The organism is Pseudomonas tremae (assembly GCF_001401155.1).
GTDB classification, from domain to species: domain Bacteria; phylum Pseudomonadota; class Gammaproteobacteria; order Pseudomonadales; family Pseudomonadaceae; genus Aquipseudomonas; species Aquipseudomonas tremae.
Genome location: NZ_LJRO01000090.1, coordinates 83,817 through 107,394, shown reverse-complemented (window position 1 = coordinate 107,394; position 23,578 = coordinate 83,817). Strand labels below are relative to the sequence as shown.

Here is a 23,578-nt window from a genome sequence, read left to right as displayed (position 1 = left end):
ATCCTGTGCGGTCGCCATGCGTGGGGCCCCTGATCAGAGGGCTGTCATCAATGTCTTGCGGCCAGTTGCCAAAGCCGGGCAATGTCCCGCGCGCGATCATGCAGCAGGCGGCGAGTATCCTGACAGGCCTGCTCTAGGCTCATCGGCCCACTGACCAAGGCAAAGGCAACGCCGATGCCATGCGCATAGAGCTGCTCGTAGCCCTCGCCCAGCGTTCCCGCCAGGACAATCACCGGCACTTGCTGGCGCTGCGCGACTCGCGCCACGCCAAGAGGCGTCTTGCCACGCAGGGTCTGTGCGTCGAAACGGCCTTCACCGGTGATGATCAGATCAGCGCCCTCCAACAGCTGTTCAAGCCCGGTCAGGTCGGCAACCACTTCGACCCCTGCTCGAAACGAGGCATTCAGGTAAGCCTTGGCTGCAAAGCCCATCCCCCCTGCCGCACCGCTGCCCGGGCTGTTGCGCTGGTCCCGGCCAAGGATTTTCGCCGAGTGGTCGGCGAAGCAACCGAGCGCGGCGTCCAGTGCCATGACGTGTTCGGGCGAAGCGCCTTTTTGCGGACCGAAGATATGCGAGGCGCCGTTCGGCCCGCACAGGGGATTATCGACGTCGGCGGCAATCTCGATGCGCACGGCTGACAAGCGTGGATCAAAACCGCCGAGGTCGATACGGGACAGGTCGGCAAGCGCAAGCCCGCCTGGCTGCAGCGGCTGATCATCGGCATCGAGAAAGCGCGCGCCCAGAGCACTGAGCATGCCGCTGCCAGCGTCATTGGTCGCGCTGCCGCCAATGGCCAGAATGACCCGCTGCGCACCCGCGTCCAGTGCTGCAAGAATCAACTGCCCGGTGCCTTCTGTGCTGGTCACGCAGGCATTACGCTGGTCAAGCCTCAGTAATTGCAAACCACTGGCCATGGCCATTTCGATGATTGCGGTCTTGCTGTCGGCCAGCCAGCCCCATTGGGCTTCGACCAGTTCACCCAGTGGTCCGCTGACGCTGGCACTCATCAGTGTGCCGTTACAGGCAGCTAGCAGCGCTTCGATGGTGCCCTCCCCGCCATCGGCCATCGGGCACTTGATCAGTTCGGCATCCGGCCAGGTTTCGGCCAGACCGCTGGCGATTGCGTCGGCAACTGCCTGGGCGCTGAGGCTGTCCTTGAACGAGTCGGGGGCAATCACTATTTTCATTGTTGTTCTCCATATCCAGTGCCCGCATGCTCTCATCCGGCGCCCGCTTTACCGCCAGCGCTTCGCACAATGATACTCAGCGCTTCTCGGGCATTTGACCAAAGCCCTGCTTATTGGTGACGGGTAATCATTTGCGCACCCACGTAAAGGCGCAGCAAGTCACCGGTCTTGTACGGATCGCAATCGGTCAGTTCGGCAATTTTCTCCAGCCGGTAACGCAGGCTGTTGCGATGAATGCCCAGCGCCTGTGCGCAGGTCTGGCTCTCGCCGCTGTGTTCGAACCACATGCACAAGGTATCAAGCAATTGCGGGTGTTTTTGCAAACGCACCACCGGCTCGGCTATCTCCGCAGCCAGCCAATCGTGACGATAGCGCCAGAACAGCACCGGCAAACGGAACGCGTCAAGATGCAGGATGCGTTGCTCCGGTCTGGCCTGAGCGGCGTAATCCAGCAGATCCCGAGCTGCTACGCAGGCATGCCGTAATGCCGGCAAGTCAGAGGATGGCGCGGCGGTTGCGATGCGTGATACCGGCCAGCCGCGATCATTAATCTGTTTGAGCAGCAGCCCGTCGTCCCGCTCCTTGGGCACCGGTCGACACCAGTACAGAAAACCGGGCTCGCGCAGTACGCACCAGCTGTCGGTGCAGCGCGAACCCAGCCAGCTTGCGATCTGGCTGGCAAATGCACCCTGTGGGTCGAACTGGATCAATGCCACCTGGCGCGGCAAATGCGGTTGCAGCCCCAGCTGGCGCGCTTCGTCCACCAGGCTCTCGGGGCAATCGGGCAACAGCAAGCGAGCCAGCAGGTCCTCGCTGCGTTGTGCGCGCCACTCACGGCCAGCCTGCTGACGACGATGCTCCATGAGCATCTCGGCGGTCATCTTCACCAGCTCGCCATACACGCGAACCTCATCCGGTTCGCCGGTGATGCCCAGTACGCCGACCAGTTGATGGTCCAGCATCAAAGGCAGATTGACTCCTGGCCTGACGCCACCCAGTTGCAAGGCAGCACGGGAGTCGATTTCTACAACCTGACTGCTGGCAAGGACCTTTTGCGCCCCTTCATGACGAGTGCACAGCCTATGCGGGTCACCACTGCCGATGATGATGCCCAGGTAGTCCATGACGTTGACGTTGTAAGGCAGAATGGCCATCGCCCGGGCGACGATGTCCTGCGCCAGCGCTCGATCAAGCGCAAACATGAAAGGCTCCCGACGCCGGGCAAGGCTTGCAATGGTTCGGCATATGGATGCATTTTATTGAAGTTATGGAGCATCCGAGTGTGCCTGAAAGTGACACAGCGCGCGATGTACCTGACGGCGTGCCCGCGTTGAACTGCAATGCTTTATTGATCGTTTCGACTGTTCCCCAGCATGAGGCCCCTAGATTTGATCAGATCCCGACTCGCCGGTTTGCTGTCACTGCTGACCCTGCAAGCCTGCACCTCAATGGCTGACAACGACGTACCGGACACACGTTTCGACGATTACCGGCAACGGACCGTCGAACTGATCCGCAATCAGCGCACTTTCCAGACCGATGATCACCGCGCGGAGCTTGACTGGAATGCACCACGCCAATGGACTCCAAACGGGACGATCAAGGCCGGTGTGCTGCTGGTACACGGGCTGGGCGATTCGCCGTGGTCGTTCCACGATGTCGCCCGAAAACTCGCCGATCAGGGCTTTCTGGTGCGCACCGTGCTGCTGCCAGGGCACGGCACCAAACCCGAGGACATGCTCAATGTGAGCCTTGAGCAATGGCAGCAAGTAGTGCGCGAGCAGGCGCAACTGCTCGGCCAGGAAGTCCCCAAAGTCTACCTGGGCGGTTTTTCCACCGGCGCCAATCTGGTTCTGGACTACGCCTATGATCACGACGAAATTGCCGGTCTGGTGCTCTTCTCACCGGCATTTCGCTCCAACAATGGCTACGCCTGGCTGACACCATGGATCGGCTGGGTCAGGCCCTGGCTGGCAAAACCCGATGGCGGCCTGCGCCCCATGCAGACCCCGGTGCGCTACATGAATGTGCCCACCAACGGTTTTGCCCAGTTCTATCGCAGCAGTGCGCTCGCACAGAATCGCCTGCATCGACAGCGCTACGAAAAGCCCGTGTTCATCGCGATCGCCGAACACGATTCGGTGCTGGACACCGATTATGTGCTGGACAACTTCCTTCAGCGTTTCAGCCACCCGGCCAGCCGCCTGATCTGGTACGGCGACCTGCCTGAGGGCACCACAAAGAAACCTCGCGTTGAGGTGCGCACGGACTACCTGCCGGACTATCGCATCAGCCGTTTTTCGCACATGGGAATGCTTTTTTCGCCGGATAACCCGCTCTATGGCGTGGCGGGCAATCAGCGTATCTGCTGGAACGGCCAGAGCACGCCGGACACCGCGAAATGCATGGCGGGCGAACCCGTGTGGTATTCGGACTGGGGCTACACCGAGCCGGGCAAAATCCACGCACGTCTGACGTTCAACCCGTATTTCGAGTGGCAGAGCGACGTGATGCTCGGCGTACTCGATGCCCAACCTTAGCGCCGGCCCTACTCCATCGGCACCAGTCGCTCGCGACTGTTGCTCAGGTGTGTCCACATCGCGGCCCTGGCTGCGTCAGGATCCTTGCGGCGAATGGCGCTGAGCAGCGCTTCGTGCTCCAGGTTGGCCAGATACCCCTGATGCGCCAGGTTGTTGCCGGCCCTCTCGCTCGAGGCGATGCGGCTGCGCGGAATAACCGCACTGCCCAGATGCTGCATGATCTCCATGAAGTACGGGTTGCCGGTCGCTTCGGCGATCAGCATGTGAAAGCGCTTGTCGGCTTCGACACAGCTGTCCTCCTTCGCCAGCAGGCTCTGGTAATCGTCCAGCGCCTGACGCATGGCCGCCAGTTGCTCATCGGTACGACGCACAGCGGCCAAGGCAACGGCCTGGGTTTCCAGCCCGATGCGCAGTTCGATGATGTCGCGCACCCTGGAAACGGTTTCGACCTTGAGGCGCAGACCGGTCTGATCGCCCCGCTCCAGCACAAAGGTGCCAATGCCATGATGAGTGATCACCAGACCGGAAGCCTGCAACCTGGAAATCGCTTCGCGGACCACGGTACGGCTGACACCATGCTCCCGAACAATCTGGTTTTCGGACGGCAACTTCTGACCCGGCGCGATCTTGCCCAGCAAAATACGCTGACTCAACTCGGTGACCAGATCCGTGGCGAGGCTGTGCTGACGGCGCTTGGGCGCGGCACTGAGAGGTTCCTGCATGGCGAGTAATCCTGACTTGTCTGATTGTGCTGCCACATCAGGCCTGGAACAGTGCCATAGCGACAGCAAATGCGCGGAGAGCCCGGTTTCAAAGCCCTACCGGTTGTCCGACTTGTATTACAAGCTGATTAGACGTGTCAAAGCGTATTGTTTCAGCGTTGATTGTAACTTGTGCCGTCAAGCATCGGAAAAATCATCCATAGCAGCAAGAGAAAAGTCTTATAGAAAATAGCTATCTAATTGTTTTAAATAAGATTAACTCCATTAATCGAGCCTCTGACCAGTCTCAAATTGACAAGAATTTTCGCCCATCGCTTGCTCATCAGACATGTGAATCAACCACATTGAGGGGATTGCGAAACCGGTTTTTACTTGTATGATGACCGACAATGCACGGGACACACCCTGCACATACCCGCATAAAAACAACGAGTGGGAGATTCATCTGTGAGCACATCCAGTTCCAGGATGGCCGACGGCACAGATTCGGTGCTGAATTCAGCCGTATCGAAAGTCAAACGTCATGTCCTGCCGCTATTCGTCATCATGTTTATCGTCAATTACATCGACCGGGTGAACATCGGCTTCGTGCGCTCGCACATGGAGCACGATCTGGGGATCGGTGCTGCTGCCTACGGGCTGGGTGCGGGGCTGTTCTTCATCGGTTACGCGCTGTTCGAAGTCCCCTCCAATATCTTGCTGCAAAAAGTAGGCGCACGTATCTGGCTGACGCGGATCATGCTCACCTGGGGCATCGTTGCCGCCTGCATGGCCTTTATCCAGAACGAAACGCACTTTTATATCCTGCGCTTTCTGCTGGGCGTGGCCGAAGCCGGCTTCTTTCCGGGGGTGATCTACTACTTCACCCGCTGGCTGCCCGGCGTCGAGCGTGGCAAGGCAATTGCCATCTTCCTCAGCGGCTCGGCCATCGCCTCTCTGATCTCCGGCCCGCTGTCCGGCCTGCTGCTGCAAATCACCGGCCTGGGCCTGAAAGGCTGGCAGTGGATGTATTTCATCGAAGGCATGTTCTCGGTCGGGCTGTGCTTCTTCGTCTGGTTCTGGCTGGACTCCAAACCGCACGATGCCAAATGGCTGACCCGTGAAGAACAGGATGCGCTGGTCAATGCCATCGACGCCGAGCAAGCTGCCCGTGAAGCGGCGACGCCGGTGAAGTCGTCTATCGGCCAGCTCCTAAAGGACAGTCAGATCATCCTGTTCTGCCTGATCTACTTCTTCATTCAGTTAACCATTTATGCAGCGACCTTCTGGCTGCCGAGCATCATCAGGAAAATGGGCAACATGACCGATTTTGAAGTGGGCATGTTCAACTCGATTCCGTGGCTGCTGTCGATCATCGGTATGTACGTCTTCGCAACCCTTTCGGCCAAATGGAAACGCCAGCAGGCGTGGGTCGCGATTGCCCTGCTGATCGCTGCCGCCGGAATGTTCATGTCTACCACCGGTAGTCCGATCTTTGCTTTCGTGGCTATCTGTTTCGCCGCCCTCGGTTTCAAATCGGCCTCCTCACTGTTCTGGCCTATTCCTCAGGCGTATCTGGATGCCCGAATAGCTGCTGCGGTCATCGCGCTGATCAACTCGGTCGGCAACCTCGGCGGGTTCGTGGCACCTACCACATTCGGCCTGCTGGAAGAGCACACCGGCTCGATTCAGGGCGGCCTGTATGGCCTGACCGCGACATCGATCATTGCCGCGATCATTGTTTTTGCCGCGCGCAACACGCCCAAACCGGGCGCGACACCGGTCGCCGCGATCCAGACCGCGGCAGCTCACTGAACGACCGCCCGTTTTTAAAGGCCGCATTCAAAGGCCGTACTTTTTACAGGACCCGCCATGGACATTCAGCACTCCAATATCACCGGCAAGGCACCCGTCATTACCGAAATGCAGATCGTGCCGGTGGCCGGGCATGACGATATGCTGCTCAATCTCAGCGGCGCACACGGCCCCTATTTCACCCGCAATATCGTCATCCTCAAGGACAACTCCGGGCACGTCGGCGTCGGCGAAGTGCCTGGCGGCGAGCTTATCCGCCAGACCCTGGAGGACGCCCGCTCACTGGTGGTCGGCAGCAGCATCGGCACTTACCAGAAGATTCTCAACGAGGCACGCAAGGCCTTCGCCGACCGCGATTCTGGCGGTCGCGGCCTGCAAACCTTCGACCTGCGCATCGCCATTCATGCGGTTACCGCACTCGAAGCCGCGCTGCTCGACTTGCTGGGTCAATACCTGGAAGTCCCTGTGGCGGCGTTGCTGGGCGAAGGACAGCAGCGTGACCAGGTCGAGATGCTTGGCTACCTGTTCTACGTAGGCGACCAGCGCAAGACCGATCTGGCCTACCGCAGCGAACCCGACGCTGACAACGACTGGTTCCGCATTCGCCATGAAGAAGCGCTCACCCCCGAGGCAGTAGTGCGTCTGGCCGAGGCAGCGCACCAGCGTTACGGCTTCCAGGACTTCAAACTCAAGGGCGGCGTATTAGGCGGCGACCAGGAGATCGAAGCAGTCACCGCTTTGGCCGAGCGTTTTCCCGAAGCGCGCATCACCCTCGACCCCAATGGTGCCTGGTCACTCAAGGAAGCCATCCGCCTGTGCCGTGATCAACATCACGTGCTGGCGTATGCCGAAGACCCATGCGGTGCGGAAAACGGCTTTTCCGGCCGCGAAGTCATGGCCGAGTTCCGTCGCGCCACTGGCCTTAAGACAGCAACCAACATGATCGCCACCGACTGCCGTGAAATGGGCCATGCCATTCAGTTGCAATCGGTGGACATTCCACTGGCCGACCCGCACTTCTGGACCATGCAGGGCTCGGTCCGGGTGGCTCAGATGTGCAACGAATGGGGCCTGACCTGGGGTTCGCATTCCAACAATCATTTCGATATTTCGCTGGCAATGTTCACCCATGTCGCCGCCGCAGCGCCAGGCAACATCACGGCAATCGATACTCACTGGATCTGGCAGGACGGCCAGCGCCTGACCAAGGCCCCGCTGCAGATCGTCGGCGGTAAGGTAGATGTACCGAAGACGCCGGGGCTTGGTGTCGAACTGGACATGGACCAGTTGGCCAAGGCGCACGAGCTCTATAAAGGCATGGGCCTAGGCGCACGCAACGACGCCGTGGCCATGCAGTTTCTGATCGCCGACTGGAAATTCAACAACAAACAGCCTTGCCTGGTGCGTTGAAACAAACCTGTATTCAAAGCTGACTCGCCACGATGCTGGCAAACGGCGCGCACCCCCCTTGCGCGCCGTTTTTTTTCAAATCGGATTTGGCCCGTCGAATGGCCGTGCTACTGTCTCGCAACATCCAGTAACGACTAAACCGCATGCGCCATCTCGCCCGCACCCGCCCTCGCTTGACTCTCGCAGCTCTGGTTGGACTGACCGCTGGCATCGCCTGGGCCTGGCTTATACCCCAGGCAACACTCACGCAGAGTTTATTGACCGGCTGGGACACAGGCGTCTGGCTGTACCTGATCCTGATTTTCGTCCGCACCCTGCGCAGCAATGCTCAGGATGTCCGCCGGGTCGCCCTGATGGAAGACGAAAACGCTGGCGTCATCCTCGTCACGGTGTGCGTCGCGGCGCTGGCCAGCCTGGCTGCAATCATCGTCGAGATTGCGAGCAGCAAGGGGCTTTCCAGCGATGCCCGCATGCTTCATCACGCCTTTACCGGCCTGACCGTCATCGGTTCCTGGCTGATGATCGGCGTAATCTTCAGCCTGCATTACGCGCGCGTGTTCTACACCTGGAAAGGCAAGGAGCCGGCGCTGGCATTTGTCGGCGGTGAGCAGCACCCTGATTACTGGGACTTCCTGTATTTCTCGTTCACCATCAGCGTCGCGGTTCAGACCTCGGATGTCGGCGTGGCGACGCGTGAAATGCGCAAGGTCGTGCTGGGCCAATCGCTGATCTGCTTCGTCTTCAACACAGCTATTCTGGGCTTCTCGATCAACATTGCCGCCAGCCTGTTCAACTAACCCTTTCAGCAAACTTCACCATGAGGACTGCAGACATGACCCCATTGAACATCGCCGTGCTTGATGACTGGCAGAACGTCGCGAGCGACGTGGTGGACTGGTCGGCACTCGACTCAGTGGGCGACGTGAGTTTTTTGCACGACTACCCTGCCGACACGCCGACCATGGTGCAGCGCCTGCAGGCGTTCGACATCATTTGTGTGATGCGCGAGCGAACCCTGTTCGACGAAGCGCTGCTCAGCCAGCTGCCCCAACTCAAGTTGCTGGTCACTGGCGGCATGCGTAACGCTGCCATTGATACGGCAGCCGCCAAACGACAGGGCATTGTCGTGTGCGGCACTGAAAGCTATAAAAATGCGGCTCCGGAACTGACCTGGGCACTGATCATGGGCATCACCCGCAATCTGGTCAGCGAAGCCAATTCGCTGCGCGCTGGCAACTGGCAGGTCGGCCTGGGCAGTGACCTGCATGGCAAAACGCTTGGCATCCTCGGGTTGGGCAGTATCGGCAAGTGGATCGCGCGTTATGGGCAGGCATTCGGCATGAACGTCATTGCCTGGAGCCAGAACCTGACCGCAGAAACCGCAGCCGAATCGGGCGTCACTTATGTCAGCAAACAGCAATTGTTCGAGCAGGCCGACGTGCTGTCGGTGCACCTGGTGCTCAGCGACCGCAGCCGTGGGCTGGTGGATGCAGAAGCACTGGGCTGGATGAAGCCAGGCGCCTACCTGATCAACTCGTCACGCGGCCCGATAATCGATCAGGCCGCACTGATCGAGACGCTGCAACAGCACAGGATCGCAGGCGCGGCGCTGGACGTCTTCGACATCGAACCGCTGCCCGCCGACCATGCGTTCCGCACGCTGGATAACGTGCTGGCAACTCCGCATATCGGTTATGTCACCGAGAACAACTACCGGACGTTCTATGGGCAGATGATCGAGGACATTCTGGCCTGGCATGCGGGGTCGCCGATTCGGGTGTTTGGGTGACGTGCACTGCGTCTTCCTGACCTGCCGTGATCAGTGCGTGAACCTGTTTGGCGTGACGAGCGGAGTATTTAAAAGTCTTAGCCGCGCCCTAAAAGGCGAACACAGGCATTGATTTATTTAACGCTCTTTTCACGCCTTCTTATTATTAACGACATTCAATAACTCAGGGCGCTCGACACTTATATATTTTACTGTTGAGTACTTGATATAGATAATTGACACCTTGAGCATCGCCGCCGAATTTACCCCTTTACAGAGACGCGCGATGAAAAACAGCCCTATGACCTTTCGATGGGTGCGACAGAAAAACCTGCTGTAATAAACAAGGCCGCACGTCTCATGAACGTTGCCAACAGGGAGCTACAGTCACTGGGGAGGTGACTTGACCGCAGCCACTCATAATTTTTGTTGCCCTGAGCGCTCTGTTTATGCGTCACTCGCTGCCGACAGATTAACGCTCAACATACGTTTTTGCCCCAAAAAGCATATTAAGAAAAAAAACAGGAAAAGCGGAACGTTAATAAAAGCGTCATCACAACTACCCCAACCAGCTATATGAACACTGTCATTTAATAAGTTATTGCTTCCCTGACGACTCACTCTCCTGTTTCGCCGAGCGCAGCCACTTTTCGTACAGAGCCTACAGAGACATTCGATGAATATCCGCACCGCCAGGTCATATGACCCTCTTACGGCCGCCAACGAAAGGCCTGCAAAGGCAGACGGGACCACTCGGACCGTGGACGCTGTCGCGACTGAAGCTAATCCGGATAAGCAGGCAAAACTCGACACCTACACGGCCTCCGACAGGCGCACCGCAGCGACACCGGAGACGTCCCCCGTTTACACAAGAATGATGCTCAGTCGAAATACTCGGTCACTGGAGAGCGAAGCTTCCTCGTCAGACACGGCTTTGCTTGCCAGTCAAAAAGCGCGTGTCAGCCGCGACGATCCAAAGGCTTCTCGCGACGAAGTGGCCGCAGTTAAAGACAGCACGGTCCTTTCAGCAGAAAAAAAAGCCAAGGAAGCTGAAAAAGCTGCCGCTTCAGAGCCAGCCAAAATTGCCGCCCCGCCAGCGCGCGGGGGGGCCAACGTCAATCCTGATGACATCGCCACACCTGCAGCTGCCACAAAGATGATTCAGGAGCTGAAAGCGATTGGAGGCGGGACGTTACGCATCCAGATGACCCATGTTCAGATTCAGGATTCCCAGCAGATGGATAAGCTCAGGGCACTGCTTAATGAAGGGGGCAAACAGGGTGTAAAAGTTCAGTTCACTTTTCGTGACAATGCGAACCAGGGCAGCGGCAACGTGCTGACGGGAGACAAGTTGAAGCAGGCTGCGGCCGACATCAGCAGTGTGGTCAAAAAGTTCGGCAGTCGCCCCGGTTTCGTGCTGGATACGTTTAACCAGGGCGGCCAGAGTGCCAGTCAGGAATGGGCCGACATGCAGACCACGTTGATTAGATCCGCGCGCAATGCCAGCTTTAAAGGAAGCATTGTTGTCGAGGACAGTAACTGGGGGGGTGGCCTGACCGCTGGCCCGCAGAGTGGCCTGGTCAAGTTTGCCGAACAACTGAAAGCCGCCAATGGTGAAGGCAACCCCGCCCTCATTGGCGGTTTTCATGTGTATGCCAGGGAAAACGAAGCATCTTCCCGGCTCGCAAAACAGATCAAGGCGTTACAAGAGGCCGGCTATAAATTCCAGATCGGAGAAGTGGGCAATGCCAGCTTGCTGTTAGGCAACACCTTCCAGCAAAAGGACGCTGCCACTAAAGCCTTGACGGATAACATGACCGCGCTCAAAGCAGCGGGGGCGGATATTTTACCCGGCAAGGAGCAGTTCCAGTATGGCAAACTTCGCCACCGTGTCGGGTTTTCAAAGTCAGACCAGTACTCATGATTCAATGCCCGTGCGACCGGGGTTTTATATCAGCGACACGCGCCGCTCAACCCGCCCCTGAAAAGGGTCAGGCTTTCTATACAAGAAGCATATACGTGCAGCATCACAACGTATAAGCGACTCCCACCTGCACCGTTCGCGGGGCTCCCGGATAGGCGTAGACGTTACCGAACGCGCCTTCTTCGTACTCAGTATTGAACACGTTCTTCAAGTCGAGATTCAGCTTCACGTGCTGATTGACCTTGTAATAAGCCAGCAGGTCGAAAACGGTGTAGCTGTCCATCGAGAAGGCGACATTGGCGGTACGACCAGCACGCTGGTCGACGTAACGTCCGCCAGCGCCAAGCCCCAGGCGACGCAAGGCACCGTCCTGAAATTCGTAGACATTGAGCAGGCTGAAGGTCTGTTCGGGGATGTTCATCAGCCGTGTGCCGGAGCGCAGCGTGTTGTCCTTGGTCACTTCGGCATCGACATAGGCGTAGCTGCCCATCATCCGCCACTCGGGGGTCAGGTTGCCGACCATGTTGAGGTCAAGACCACGACTGCGCACTTCGCCTGCCGCCACGCTGAATGTGGAATCTACCGGGTCGGTGGTCAGCACGTTGCGTTTCTCGATCTGGTAGACCGCTGCATCGACACTCAATTGCCCGTCCAGCGCCTCCCATTTGGTGCCGATCTCGTAAGACTTGCCTTCTTCCGGCTTGAATCCGCCACCCAGACGGCTGGCACCGCTGTTGGGTTTGAACGAGCGTGCCGTGTTGGCATAAACGGCGACGGTGTCGGTCAGGTCATAGCTGAGGCCAATGCGTGGCGTGACCGCATTATCACTGGCTGTCCAGCTGCTGGTACCGGGCAGGAATGAATCGTAATCGTGCTCGAAACGCTCCAGACGTACGCCGCCCAGCAGCTTCAGGCGCTCGGTCAACGCCACCTGGTCCTGCACGAAGGCCGCCCAGGTTTTCAGGTTTTCCTTGTCATGGGTGGTGGTTCGGGTCAGCGCAGGCCGAGCCTGCCCATAGACCGGGTTGAAAATGTCGATGGGGTAGGCACTGACCGCGCCACTGGAGCGCTGGATGATCGACTTGTAGTCGTAGTCTTCGTATTCGACCCCGGTCAGCAAGGTGTGGTCGAAGCCGCCAGCAGAAAAATACCCGGTAAGGTTCAGTTGCACGTCGCGGTCGGTCCACTCCAGCTTGCGATAGTTGAAGTTGCGTCCGAGGGTGCGACCGTCGGCAGCCAGGCCGTTGGCCTCGATGGCATCGCCCTGCAGCGAGCCGTCGAGTATCTGCACGCCGCCGCCCAGCTTCCAGTCGGCGTTCAGGTCGTGATCGAAGCGCAGCTGCGCCATGTTGTTGTCATTGTGCAGCTTGCCCACGCTCTTCTCGCCAAAGAAAGTGTCTCGAGAAGCGGTGCTCGTCTGGTTGGCATAGCGCGTCAGGCCCCGATCCAGCGGCGCGTTGTTGCGCATGAAATCCCCCTCGAAGGTGATGCGGGTCGCGTCGTTGACCTGCCAGCTCAATACGGGTGCCACGCCATAGCGCTCGGTTTCGACGTGATCCCGGAAGGTGTCACCACCCTCGCCCACGACGTTCAGGCGATAAGCGAAGCGCCCTTCATCATCCAGCGGGCCAGAAGCGTCCAGTGTGCCGCGCTTCATGCCCTGGTCATTGAGCTGGCTGCCCAGTGTGACCTTGGGCTCGCTGAGCGGTTGTTTCGACACTACGTTGAAAGTACCGCCGGGATCGCCACGGCCATACAGTGTGGTCGCCGGACCGCGCAGCACTTCAAGACGCTCGATGCTGTTGGCATCAGGCATGTTCGGGTAACCCCGGTTGATCGGGAAGCCGTTGCGGTAGAACTCGCCGGTGGTGAAGCCGCGAACGGTGAACGTCGTCAGGCCCTGCCCACCGAAATTGTTGGCCCGACCGACCCCGCCGGCATAGTCGAGCGCATCCTGCAGACGCGTGGAGCCGATGTCCTCTACCGCATCACGGGTCATGACGCTGACGGACTGCGGCGTTTCATGCAAAGAGGTGTCGGTACGTGTTGCGCTGGCAGAGCGCGTGGCGCGATAACCTTCCACCGGCCCCTGCGCCGTATCGGCGCTGGCCGTACTCTGGATGTCGATGTTCTGCAATTCCAGTGAAGGTTGACCGGCAGTGGGCTGCTCGGCCCAGGCGTTTTGAGATATGGCCTGAATGATACAAAGAGAAACGAGAGTACGACGCATTGAGGTGCTGCCCTTGGCAAGAAACCAGGCCTCTTGGGACCCAGCAGGATTTTTTTGCGAATAGTACAGATTCGCATTAACACTTGATACAAAATCCCTTATTTCCTTTTCCATGCTGCCTGCCTCGCTTAGCCAACACAGGCGCAAACAGGCAAACTGACGCTTACGCCCTGACGAGAGAACCGACCATGCTCCTTTCCGACAAGCCTGCTGACCCTCGCTGCGCCTTGCTGGTGATCGACATGCAATACGACTTCATGCCCGGCGGGCAACTGGCCGTGGCTGATGGCGATGCCTTGTTGCCATTGATAAACTGTCTGGGCAGCCGCTTTACGAGGGTGATCATCACTCAGGATTGGCACCCGGCCGGGCATATCTCCTTTGCGTCCAGCCACGCGCAACGCACGCCGTTCGAGAGCATCACCCTGCCCTACGGCCTGCAAACCCTCTGGCCGGACCACTGCGTGCAAGGCAGCCACGGTGCGCAATTGCATGCAGCGCTTGATCTGCCTCACGCACAATTGATCCTGCGCAAGGGCTGCAATGCGCATATCGACAGTTATTCGGCTTTTCTGGAAGCCGATCGCACGACTTCTACGGGGCTCGCGGGTTATCTGAAAGAACGTGGCATCGACACATTGTTCGTGGTCGGCCTGGCGCTGGATTTCTGCGTTGCGTGGTCGGCGCAGGATGCACGCAGTGCCGGTTTCAATACGTACGTGGTTGAAGACGCCTGTCGCGCCATCGACATGAACGGCTCGCTGGAGCACGCATGGAAGACCCTTCTGGGCATCGGCGTAGAGCGTGTACAAAGCGCCCATTTGCTGGGCTAGCACCGACAATTTGCCAACTCGCGCATACAATTCTCGATGTGCAAGAGCGGCAGCGAACGACGGCGCGCCGCACCTGTCTGAAGCATCGGACTGACGCCGCCTGCGCAGGACCATTCATCACTGGCGCTGAGGACGTTGTATGGACCACGAAGTAGACGGCAAGACCCCCGGCCTTTCCGCCGAGGAAGAGCGCGAGATTGACGAGAACCAGCCGCCTCGTGCAGCGGTGTTGCACGAGACGATCCGTATTCAGGGCGATCACGAGCTTGAGCGCAGTGTGGCCGCATTGTGGTGGTCGGCGCTGGCAGCGGGTCTGACCATGGGGTTGTCATTGATGGCGATGGGGCTGCTCAACTCCCGTCTCGAGGGCATTACCGGCAGTCATGTCATCAGCAGCCTGGGCTATTCGGCAGGCTTTCTGGCGGTCATTCTGGCGCGCCAGCAGTTGTTCACTGAAAACACGATCACTGCCGTATTGCCCATCATGAGCAAATTCAATCTGGCCAACATAGGCCGTTTGTTTCGCCTGTGGGGTGTGGTGCTTGGCGGCAACCTGGTCGGCACGTTGCTGGTCGCCTACGTGATGCTCAATCTGCCAATTTTCGATGCCAGCACAGACAAGGCGTTTCTGGAGATAGGCCACAAAGTCATGGAAAACGATGTCGCCCAGATGTTTTCCAAGGGCATCGTGTCGGGCTGGATGATTGCGACCATGGTCTGGATGATTGCCTCCATGGAAAAAGCCAAGATCGCGATCATTGTGCTTATTACCTACCTCATGGCGCTCGGAGACTTCACTCACATCGTGGTGGGCTCGGCGGAAGTGTCCTATCTGGTGTTTGCCGGAGAATTGGGCTGGGGGGACTTTTGGTTGACCTTTGCAGCGCCGACACTGGCAGGCAATATCATCGGTGGCAGCTTCATTTTTGCGCTGATCAGCCATGCGCAGATTCGCAGCGAAAAGGACACCACCGCGCGAATGGAGCGCGACCGCAAGAACAAGGCAGAAAAAATTCGTTTGCAGAAGGCGCAACAGCTCAAAGACGCAGATGCCGGGGCAAAGAAAGAGATATGATCCCTGTCATTAAACTTTCTTTCAGAAACGGCGCCTTCTTTTAAAGGCAGAATGACGCTTTGAACGCACTTATTCAGGCAGGGACCATGACCCGAATTCTGGCAATCGAAGATGATGCCATCACCGCCAAGGAAATCGTCACCGAACTCAACAGCCACGGGCTGGAAGTGGATTGGGTCGATAACGGTCGTGATGGCCTGGCGCGTGCAGTGAGTGGCGACTACGACCTCATAACCCTGGATCGCATGCTGCCGGAGATGGATGGCCTGACCATCGTCACCCACTTGCGCGCCCAGGGTATATCCACGCCGATTCTGATGATCAGCGCGTTGTCCGATGTGGACGAACGTGTACGCGGATTGCGTGCCGGAGGTGATGACTACCTGCCAAAGCCATTCGCTTCAGACGAGATGGCGGCGCGCGTCGAGGTGCTGTTGCGTCGCAGCAACCCGGTCAGCGCGGCGAAGACCGTGCTGCAGGTAGCCGATCTTGAACTCAATCTGATCACCCGGGAAGCCTGCCGTGGCGGCGAACCACTGATCCTGCTGCCTACCGAGTTCAAACTGCTGGAATTTCTGATGCGCAACAGCGGACAGATCATTACCCGAATGATGATCTTCCAGGAAGTCTGGGGCTATCACTTCGATCCGGGCACCAACCTGATCGACGTCCACATTGGCCGTCTGCGCAAAAAGATCGACCAACCCGGCACCGCACAGCTTATTCAGACCGTGCGAGGATCGGGTTATGTCATTGCCGAACCCGTCTAAGGGCTGGCGATCTTCAACAAGCCGCCTGCTGGCGCTGTACAGCTCTCTCTTCGTTGCCTGGAGCGTTATTCTTCTGGGCGTTCTGTACTGGGAAGTCACTTCCTATCTGGACACCCTCGCCCGCCAGTCACTGACCCATCGCCAGCAGCTGTTCTCGCGGTTCGAGGGGCAGGCGCTGGAGGATGCGCTGGCCACCAGCATGACCTTCGATTCGCGCTCGGTGGACGCCTATGGGCTGTTCGACGAAAACTTTCGACCGGTCGCCGGCCCCATCAGCAGCGTGCCGAGCAACCTGCCCATTGATGGCCAGATTCACGTCCTGAACGATTGCATCGAATCGGATGACCCTGGCATGCCGGAGGGCAGCTGCGACGCCATCGTCAACCGGACTTCGGATGGCCGCTGGCTGGTGCTGGTACGCGAGAATGGCTCGCTGTTTGCGGTGAGCACATTGATCCTGCACGCGTTGCTGTGGGGTATATCGCTGACCATCATCCCCGGGGTCGCTGGCTGGCATCTGCTGCGGCGCCGCCCTTTGCGGCGCATCCGGGCTATTCAGGCCAGCGCCGAATCGATCATCGCAGGCGACATGGCCGGGCGCCTGCCGGTGTCCAACAGGCGTGACGAGCTGGACATGCTGGCGGTGATCGTTAACGCGATGCTTGACCGGATCGAAAAGCTCATGAATGAGGTCAAGGGTGTCTGCGACAATATCGCCCACGACCTGCGCACCCCGCTCACTCGCCTGCGAGCTCAGCTGTATCGAATCCAGCAGCAATCTGCGCACGATTCGACCCACGCCACCCAGATCGCTCAGGTCATCGGCGAGGCAGATACGCTGATGGCGCGTTTCCGGGGGCTGTTGCGCATTTCCGAGCTTGAGGACCGTCAGAGACGCTCCGCATTTATCGAGCTGGAACTCCAGCCGCTATTGCAGGAGCTGCATGATTTTTATCTGCCACTGGCAGAGGAAGATCAGATCACGCTGCTGCTGGAACTGCGAGACCCGCTGCCGACGCTTGTGGGCGATCGTGCGCTGTTGTTTGAAGCACTGACCAACCTGCTGGGCAACGCCATCAAGTTCACCCCTGCCGGCGGCATCGTGAAAATCAGCGCATTCCCCGACAAGCAAGGCAATACACCCTGCATTGAAGTACAGGATTCGGGGCCTGGCATCCCGGTCGCTGAACGAGCAGCGGTCTTTCAACGCTTTTATCGCAGCGAAGCCAGCAACGAGCAAAGCGGCTTCGGCCTCGGTTTGTCCGTCGTCGCGGCCATCGTCAATCTGCATGGCTTTACGCTGCAAATAGGCACCAGCGAGTACGGGGGCGCCAGCCTGCTGCTGGAATGTCGTACGGCCAACACCCTCAACTGAGACGCCGAAACGCAAGGTTCGCATGAAAGCTGCCGCTCACCTGCGGCACGTCTCTCCCAAAGTCCAGATCAAATCACACATGCCCTATGAGGCGTATTCCTCAAGACAACCCTGCGCCTGCTTTTTGACGAGCTTAACGCGTCTGGCTCAGGGGTTTCAGAGCTTTGGTTATTAATCTGACGCACAATGCCAAGCGCTAAATTGTAACTTAATGTTTCAAGAATGGCGTCGCTTGACCGTTTCAGCACGGACAAGTTCCGACCAGAAATTGCGCTTTTCTGCCTCGATACTGACTTTTTCCCCGAACAACCCCCATTGCCCGATCAATCAGCGAAATTCGGTTTAGGGATCCAAACGTCAGGCACGCCTTATTTTTTTGACGCCAGCGGCTTGTCGGCATACTGGCACTGCGTTATTTATAGCCGGGCAAACAAGGTTCCTGCGCAACTGCATGCGCTGCACCCATAACAATAACTCATCGGATTCGCCACTTATCAGGCGAGGCACTGGCATGGCCGCCAGAGCAGAGAAACGCTGGACTAATCGTAGGATCGACATCGGCTGGGAGGCTGTCATGGGCGCACAATCAAAGATTTTAAGCGTGGGTAACTACAAGGTTTACACCGAGACTTACTGGAAGAGCAGCGATGCCAAGACCATCTTGCTGGTCAATGGTGCGTTGTCTACCACAGGCTCTTTCGGGCAGACGGTCAAGTACCTGCAGCCTCACTACAACCTCGTGCTGTTCGACCTGCCGTTCTCGGGGCAATCACGGGCGCACAACCCGGACGAGATGATCGTCAGCAAGGAAGATGAAGTACACATCCTCCTTCAACTGATTGACCTGTATCAGGTCAATTACCTGCTGTCCGTGTCATGGGGCGGCGTTTCAGCGCTGCTGGCGCTTGCTGAATGCCCTCCATCCGTGGAGAAGGCGATCATCAGTTCGTTCTCGCCGGTGCTCAACGCGCCCATGCTCGACTACATCGACAAGGCTCAGGTCTACCTTGCAGCGCGCGAAAAACGCAAGATCGGCTCGCTGTTGAACGACACCGTGGGCAAACACCTGCCGCGCCTTTTCAAACTCTATAACTACAAACACCTGATCAGTCTTGCTGAACACGAATACGGCCAGATCGACTTTCATATCAGCCAGATCCGGAAACTAAGCGCCAGTAACTACGTCGAGCGTTTTTCCTCGATCGATATTCCGGTGCTGTTCATCAATGGTGAAAAAGATGAATACACCACTGTTGAAGACGCTCGTATGTTTTCCAACTACATCGCCAAAAGCAGCTTCAATGTCGTACCGGACACTGGGCACTTTCTGGACCTGGAAAGCAAAGCAGCCTGGCATCACTCGCAAAAGACTGCACTGAGCTTTCTGGGCACCGAAGTCAGCCAGCAGGTTTGGCCCAGTATTCCCGCAATGGCATGAAACACCTTCGTCAGTGCCGGGACAGCTCATCGGCTTTCCCGGTCTGACGCTGTGATGCATGGACGCTGTTTTACCTGACTGGGCAGTGCTATTAGTTGATTACTTTTTCTATCGCGGCGCCTTTGCGCTCGTTCTGCTGTGCGCCCATAACTTCCCGGTCGCTCCCCTTTCCGTTCTTCCGGTTACTCGCTGTGCCGGGCCTCATCTCGCTGCTCTCGCTCAGTGCTTGCTCCGCAGGCAAACCTGCTGATAAGGCACTGGTGCGCGTCGAGGTGCAGCCAGTCGTCTCGGTGGATGTCGTCAGCAGTGTGGCGCTCACAGGTGATATCCAGGCTCGTAAAGTGACCGAGCAGTCGTTTCGCGTGTCAGGCAAGCTGGTCGAACGTTATGTGGACGTCGGCGACCGGGTCCGGGCCCATCAAGTGCTCGCCAGGCTGGACCCGCGTGAACAAAAGACCCAACTGGCATCAGCCAGTGCCGACGTAGCCATACGCGAATCCCGGCTACGCCTGGCTGAGCAGAATTACCAGCGTCAGCAGACCCTGCTCCCCAAAGGCTATACCAGTCTCAGCGAACATCAGAAAGCACACTCGAACCTGGAGAGCGCACGCGCAGATCTGGCAGCGTTGCAGGCGCAACTCGCCAACGCACGTGAGCAAGTGGGTTACACAGAGCTGTTCGCGGTGGCAGATGGCGTCATCACAGCGCGTCATGCTGAAGAAGGCCAGGTGGTACAGGCTGCCGCTCCGGTTTTCAGCCTTGCCCACGATGGAAAGCGCGAGGCGGTATTTTCCGCGTATGAATCACTGCTGGATGCGGATCAGGCTGGACGCGAGGTCACGATTACAGCGCTCGGCCAGCCCGGTATTTCCTTTATCGGCACCATCAGAGAGATCACGCCCATCGTTTCCGCCACCAACGGCACGCTGCGTGTACGCGTCGCCTTACCGGACGATGCCGTTGCTCCCTCGCTGGGCACGGCGGTACGCGCACAGGTGCAGACGCACCCGCAGCCGGCAGTCGCCCTGCCTTGGTCGGCACTGAGCCGCACACAGGGACAGCCAGCCGTCTGGCGAGTAGATGCACAGGCGAAGGTCGCTTTGGTCCGCGTTAAGGTGCTGCGTTATGAACAAGGTCAGGTGGTGATTTCCGAAGGGTTGTCGGAAGGTGATCGCGTGGTTTCCAGGGGCCTGCAGTTTCTTTACCCCGGCCAACCGGTTGAAGTGGTCGAGCGCGCGTCGACCGAGAAAACCCTCTCGCCCGGGCAGAAGACTGGTCTGCAGCGAGAGGTCAGTTTGTGAGGGAGCGCTTCAATCTTTCGGCCTGGGGGCTCAAACACCGTACGCTGGTCTGGTACATGATGTTCGTTTCACTGCTGATGGGCAGTTGGTCATTCCTGAATCTGGGGCGCGAAGAGGACCCGTCGTTTGCCATCAAGACCATGGTCATCCAGGCTCGCTGGCCCGGCGCAACGTTGCCTGACACGCTGCTGCAAGTCACCGATCGGCTGGAAAAGAAGCTTGAGGAAATCGACGCTCTGGACTACGTCAAAAGCTACACGCTGGCGGGTGAATCGACAATTTTCGTGTTCCTGAAAAGTGAGACCCGCAGCGTCGACATCCCGGCGGCGTGGTATCAGGTGCGCAAGAAAATCAGCGACGTGCGCGCCGAGTTGCCCAGCGGCATTCAGGGGCCGGCGTTCAACGACGAGTTCGGTGATGTATTCGGCAGTATCTACGCGTTCACTACCGACGGACTGTCGTTTCGCCAGCTGCGGGATTATGTCGAGCAGGTACGCGCCGACATCCGCAGCGTGCCCAATCTGGGCAAGATCGAATTGCTCGGTGCCCAGCGCGAAATCATTTACCTGAATTTCTCGACCCGCAAGCTGGCAGCGCTGGGGATTGATCAACGTCAGGTGCTGCAAAGCCTGCAAGCGCAAAACTCGGTCACGCCGGCTGGCGTGATGGAGGCGGGTCCGGAAAGGATCGCGGTGCGGGCGAGCGGTCAGTTCAAGAGTGAAGAAGACCTGCAAGCGGTTAATTTACGCCTCGGCGACCGGTTCTTTCGCCTCAGCGATCTGGCAACCATCGAGCGTCGCTATGCTGACCCGCCCTCCTCGCTGTTCCGCTTCAACGGTCAACCTGCCATCGGCCTTGCGGTGGCCATGAAGCAAGGTGGCAATATCCAGACATTCGGCACGCAATTACAGCAACGCATCGATGACCTGAGCGCAGAACTGCCGCTAGGGATCGACGTGCATCTGGTGTCCAGCCAGGCCGAGGTGGTCGAGAAAGCCATCGGCGGTTTCACCCATGCGCTCTTCGAAGCGATCCTGATCGTATTGGTGGTCAGTTTCATCAGCCTCGGCATTCGTGCCGGGCTGGTAGTGGCCTGCTCGATACCGCTGGTGCTCGCGCTGGTGTTCGTGTTCATGGAGTACAGCGGCATCACCATGCAGCGTATTTCGCTTGGCGCACTGATCATCGCCCTCGGGTTGCTGGTGGATGACGCCATGATCACGGTAGAAATGATGGTTACACGGCTCGAGAGCGGAGACTCATTGCCTCAGGCCGCAACATTCGCCTACACATCGACCGCATTCCCGATGCTTACCGGCACGCTGGTAACGGTTGCCGGTTTCGTGCCCATCGGCCTGAACTCCAGTTCGGCAGGCGAGTACGTATTCACCATGTTCGCGGTGATCGCAGTAGCCTTGCTGCTGTCCTGGCTGGTGGCAGTGCTGTTTGCGCCGCTGATCGGTGTGCACATTCTCAAGGCGTCGGCACGACACGCCGAACCGGGGCGCTGGATGCGAGGTTTCAGCCGTCTGCTGATCAAGACCCTTGAGCACCGAGGGTGGGTGATCGGGTTGACCGTACTGCTGTTCATTGGCTCGTTGTTCGCGGCCAGATTGCTGCAGAACCAGTTCTTCCCGGACTCCGACCGACCGGAAATCCTCGTGGACATCTACATGCCACAAAACGGTTCCATCGAAGGCACCCGCCAGACCATGGACCGTTTTGAAGCGACGCTCAAGCAGGATCCCGATGTGCTGCGCTGGAGCTCCTATGTCGGCAAAGGTGCGGTGCGTTTCTACCTGCCGCTGGATCAGCAATTGAGCAATCCGTTTTATGGGCAACTGGTGATCGTCAGCCAGAGTGGCGAAGTGCGCGACCGTCTGATCGAACGTTTGCGCCAACGCTTTCGTGATGATTACGTCGGTGTGGGCGGTTATGTGCAGCCCTTGAACATGGGCCCGCCAGTCGGCTGGCCGGTGCAATATCGGGTCAGCGGTCCGGACATCGAGCAAGTGCGCAGCCAGGCCATGGCGCTTGCCGCCATTCTGGATGCAAACCCCAATATCGGTCAGGTGATCTACGACTGGAACGAGCCGGGCAAAGTACTGAAGATCGACATCGCTCAAGACAAAATACGTCAGTTTGGTCTGTCCTCGGAAGACGTGGCGCAGATCCTCAATAGCCTGGTAACGGGCACTGCCATTACCCAGGTACGTGACGGCACCTACCTGATTGATCTGGTGGGACGCGCCGACAGCGACGAGCGCAGTTCGATAGACACCCTCCGCAACCTGCAGATTCCGACGCCGGATGGTTCGACCATACCGCTACTGGCGTTTGCCACCCTCAGTTATGAGCAGGAACAGCCTTTAGTCTGGCGTCGCGACCGACTGCCGACTATTACCCTGAAAGCCAGCGTACTCGGCAAGTTGCAACCGGCTGCACTGGTGAAGCAATTGAAACCCGAAGTCGATGCCTTCAGCGCCCGCCTCCCCCTGCGTTATTCGATCGCCACAGGCGGTGCGGTAGAAGCCAGCGCACGCTCGCAAGGGCCCATTCTGAAGGTCGTGCCGCTGATGCTGTTATTGGTAGTGAGCTTCTTGATGATCCAGTTGCACAGCGTTAAAAAGCTTCTGCTGGTGGTCAGTGTGGTGCCGCTGGGGCTGATAGGGGTAGTCGCCGCCCTGCTGATTTCCGGCTATCCGCTGGGCTTCGTGGCGATTCTCGGGGTGCTGGCATTGATCGGCATCATTATCCGCAACTCAGTGATTCTGGTGACCCAGATCGACGAGTTCATCGCCGCTGGCGAAAGCGCCTGGTCATCAGTGGTCAAGGCCACCGAACACCGTTGTCGACCGATCATGCTGACCGCAGCGGCTGCCAGCCTGGGCATGATCCCGATCGCCCGCGAAGTGTTCTGGGGCCCAATGGCGATCGCCATGATCGGCGGCATCGCCATCGCGACCCTGCTCACCCTGTTTTTTCTGCCGGCGCTGTATGTGGTGAGTTATGGGATCAAGCAGCCGGCCTGATGGAAGAAGGACGAAAATCCTGCTCATCACGTATCTCGTAACAGCCTTGCCACGTAACAGCCCATCTCCACCCATCACTCGCAGAAATATCCTGTATCAACTCGCCGTGCCTACTTAATCCCTGACAAAAACGTTAGCCTGCTCGCCATCAATCACACAACCGCCTGACACAGACGTCC

Annotated in this window: 18 protein-coding genes; 14 read left to right on the top strand and 4 right to left on the bottom strand. The window is 58.3% G+C overall.

Annotation, left to right across the window (positions count from 1 at the left end):
* Window positions 1–47 precede the first annotated feature (47 nt).
* Window positions 48–1,187 carry a glycerate kinase gene (locus ALO43_RS07070; RefSeq protein ID WP_005893947.1) on the bottom strand — a complete coding sequence of 380 codons (1,140 nt, stop codon included), beginning with the start codon at window positions 1,185–1,187 and terminating at the stop codon, window positions 48–50.
* A gap of 110 nt (window positions 1,188–1,297) precedes the next feature.
* Window positions 1,298–2,389: a CdaR family transcriptional regulator gene (locus ALO43_RS07065; RefSeq protein WP_054997300.1), complete on the bottom strand. Its 1,092-nt coding sequence runs from the start codon at window positions 2,387–2,389 to the stop codon at window positions 1,298–1,300.
* 246 nt (window positions 2,390–2,635) lie between these two features.
* Here ALO43_RS07065 and ALO43_RS07060 point away from each other — a divergent pair, with 246 nt between their 5' ends.
* Window positions 2,636–3,727, top strand: coding sequence for an alpha/beta hydrolase (locus ALO43_RS07060; RefSeq protein ID WP_053932769.1), 1,092 nt, complete (start codon window positions 2,636–2,638; stop codon window positions 3,725–3,727).
* A gap of 8 nt (window positions 3,728–3,735) precedes the next feature.
* On the opposite strand, the gene ALO43_RS07055 is transcribed toward ALO43_RS07060, so the two are convergent.
* Entirely contained in the window at window positions 3,736–4,449 is a 714-nt protein-coding gene (locus tag ALO43_RS07055) for a FadR/GntR family transcriptional regulator (protein WP_005893942.1), read from the bottom strand.
* A 468-nt stretch (window positions 4,450–4,917) separates the two neighbouring features.
* On the opposite strand from ALO43_RS07055, the gene ALO43_RS07050 reads away from it, so the two are divergent.
* From ALO43_RS07050 to ALO43_RS07030, 5 genes are all read left to right on the top strand, one after another.
* Window positions 4,918–6,243: an MFS transporter gene (locus ALO43_RS07050; protein WP_054997299.1), complete on the top strand. Its 1,326-nt coding sequence runs from the start codon at window positions 4,918–4,920 to the stop codon at window positions 6,241–6,243.
* Window positions 6,244–6,300: 57 nt separating this feature from the next.
* On the top strand, window positions 6,301–7,653 hold the full coding sequence (gene gudD / locus ALO43_RS07045; protein ID WP_054997298.1) for a glucarate dehydratase: 1,353 nt from the start codon (window positions 6,301–6,303) through the stop codon (window positions 7,651–7,653).
* Window positions 7,654–7,796: 143 nt separating this feature from the next.
* On the top strand, window positions 7,797–8,450 hold the full coding sequence (locus tag ALO43_RS07040; RefSeq protein ID WP_024669430.1) for a DUF1345 domain-containing protein: 654 nt from the start codon (window positions 7,797–7,799) through the stop codon (window positions 8,448–8,450).
* Between the two features lie 35 nt (window positions 8,451–8,485).
* Window positions 8,486–9,442: a D-2-hydroxyacid dehydrogenase family protein gene (locus ALO43_RS07035; protein ID WP_024669431.1), complete on the top strand. Its 957-nt coding sequence runs from the start codon at window positions 8,486–8,488 to the stop codon at window positions 9,440–9,442.
* 655 nt (window positions 9,443–10,097) lie between these two features.
* Window positions 10,098–11,345, top strand: a complete 1,248-nt coding sequence (locus ALO43_RS07030; protein WP_024689645.1) for a cellulase family glycosylhydrolase — start codon at window positions 10,098–10,100, stop codon at window positions 11,343–11,345.
* Window positions 11,346–11,448: 103 nt separating this feature from the next.
* Here the strand turns inward: ALO43_RS07030 and ALO43_RS07025 are convergent, their stop codons facing one another.
* Window positions 11,449–13,575, bottom strand: a complete 2,127-nt coding sequence (locus ALO43_RS07025) for a TonB-dependent siderophore receptor (RefSeq protein WP_054997297.1) — start codon at window positions 13,573–13,575, stop codon at window positions 11,449–11,451.
* A gap of 188 nt (window positions 13,576–13,763) precedes the next feature.
* Between ALO43_RS07025 and pncA the strand changes: the two genes are divergently transcribed.
* The 8 genes from pncA to ALO43_RS06990 all read left to right on the top strand — a co-directional run bounded on the left by pncA (window position 13,764) and on the right by ALO43_RS06990 (window position 23,399).
* Window positions 13,764–14,408, top strand: a complete 645-nt coding sequence (gene pncA, locus ALO43_RS07020) for a bifunctional nicotinamidase/pyrazinamidase (RefSeq protein WP_005893933.1) — start codon at window positions 13,764–13,766, stop codon at window positions 14,406–14,408.
* A 139-nt stretch (window positions 14,409–14,547) separates the two neighbouring features.
* A complete protein-coding gene (locus ALO43_RS07015; protein WP_024669435.1) occupies window positions 14,548–15,483 on the top strand; it encodes a formate/nitrite transporter family protein in 936 nt (311 codons plus the stop codon).
* Between the two features lie 86 nt (window positions 15,484–15,569).
* Entirely contained in the window at window positions 15,570–16,253 is a 684-nt protein-coding gene (locus ALO43_RS07010; protein WP_005893930.1) for a response regulator transcription factor, read from the top strand.
* Window positions 16,231–17,628, top strand: a complete 1,398-nt coding sequence (locus ALO43_RS07005; RefSeq protein ID WP_024669436.1) for a sensor histidine kinase — start codon at window positions 16,231–16,233, stop codon at window positions 17,626–17,628. Before ALO43_RS07010 ends, ALO43_RS07005 begins: the two co-directional genes overlap by 23 nt.
* A 222-nt stretch (window positions 17,629–17,850) precedes the next feature.
* On the top strand, window positions 17,851–18,096 hold the full coding sequence (locus ALO43_RS29975) for a hypothetical protein (RefSeq protein WP_144106521.1): 246 nt from the start codon (window positions 17,851–17,853) through the stop codon (window positions 18,094–18,096).
* 106 nt (window positions 18,097–18,202) lie between these two features.
* Complete coding sequence (locus ALO43_RS07000) at window positions 18,203–19,066, top strand: alpha/beta fold hydrolase (RefSeq protein ID WP_024669437.1); 864 nt, start codon at window positions 18,203–18,205, stop codon at window positions 19,064–19,066.
* Window positions 19,067–19,176: 110 nt separating this feature from the next.
* On the top strand, window positions 19,177–20,367 hold the full coding sequence (locus tag ALO43_RS06995; RefSeq protein ID WP_024689648.1) for an efflux RND transporter periplasmic adaptor subunit: 1,191 nt from the start codon (window positions 19,177–19,179) through the stop codon (window positions 20,365–20,367).
* Window positions 20,364–23,399: an efflux RND transporter permease subunit gene (locus tag ALO43_RS06990; RefSeq protein WP_024669439.1), complete on the top strand. Its 3,036-nt coding sequence runs from the start codon at window positions 20,364–20,366 to the stop codon at window positions 23,397–23,399. The genes ALO43_RS06995 and ALO43_RS06990 overlap by 4 nt, the downstream gene beginning before the upstream one ends.
* Window positions 23,400–23,578: the final 179 nt, after the last annotated feature.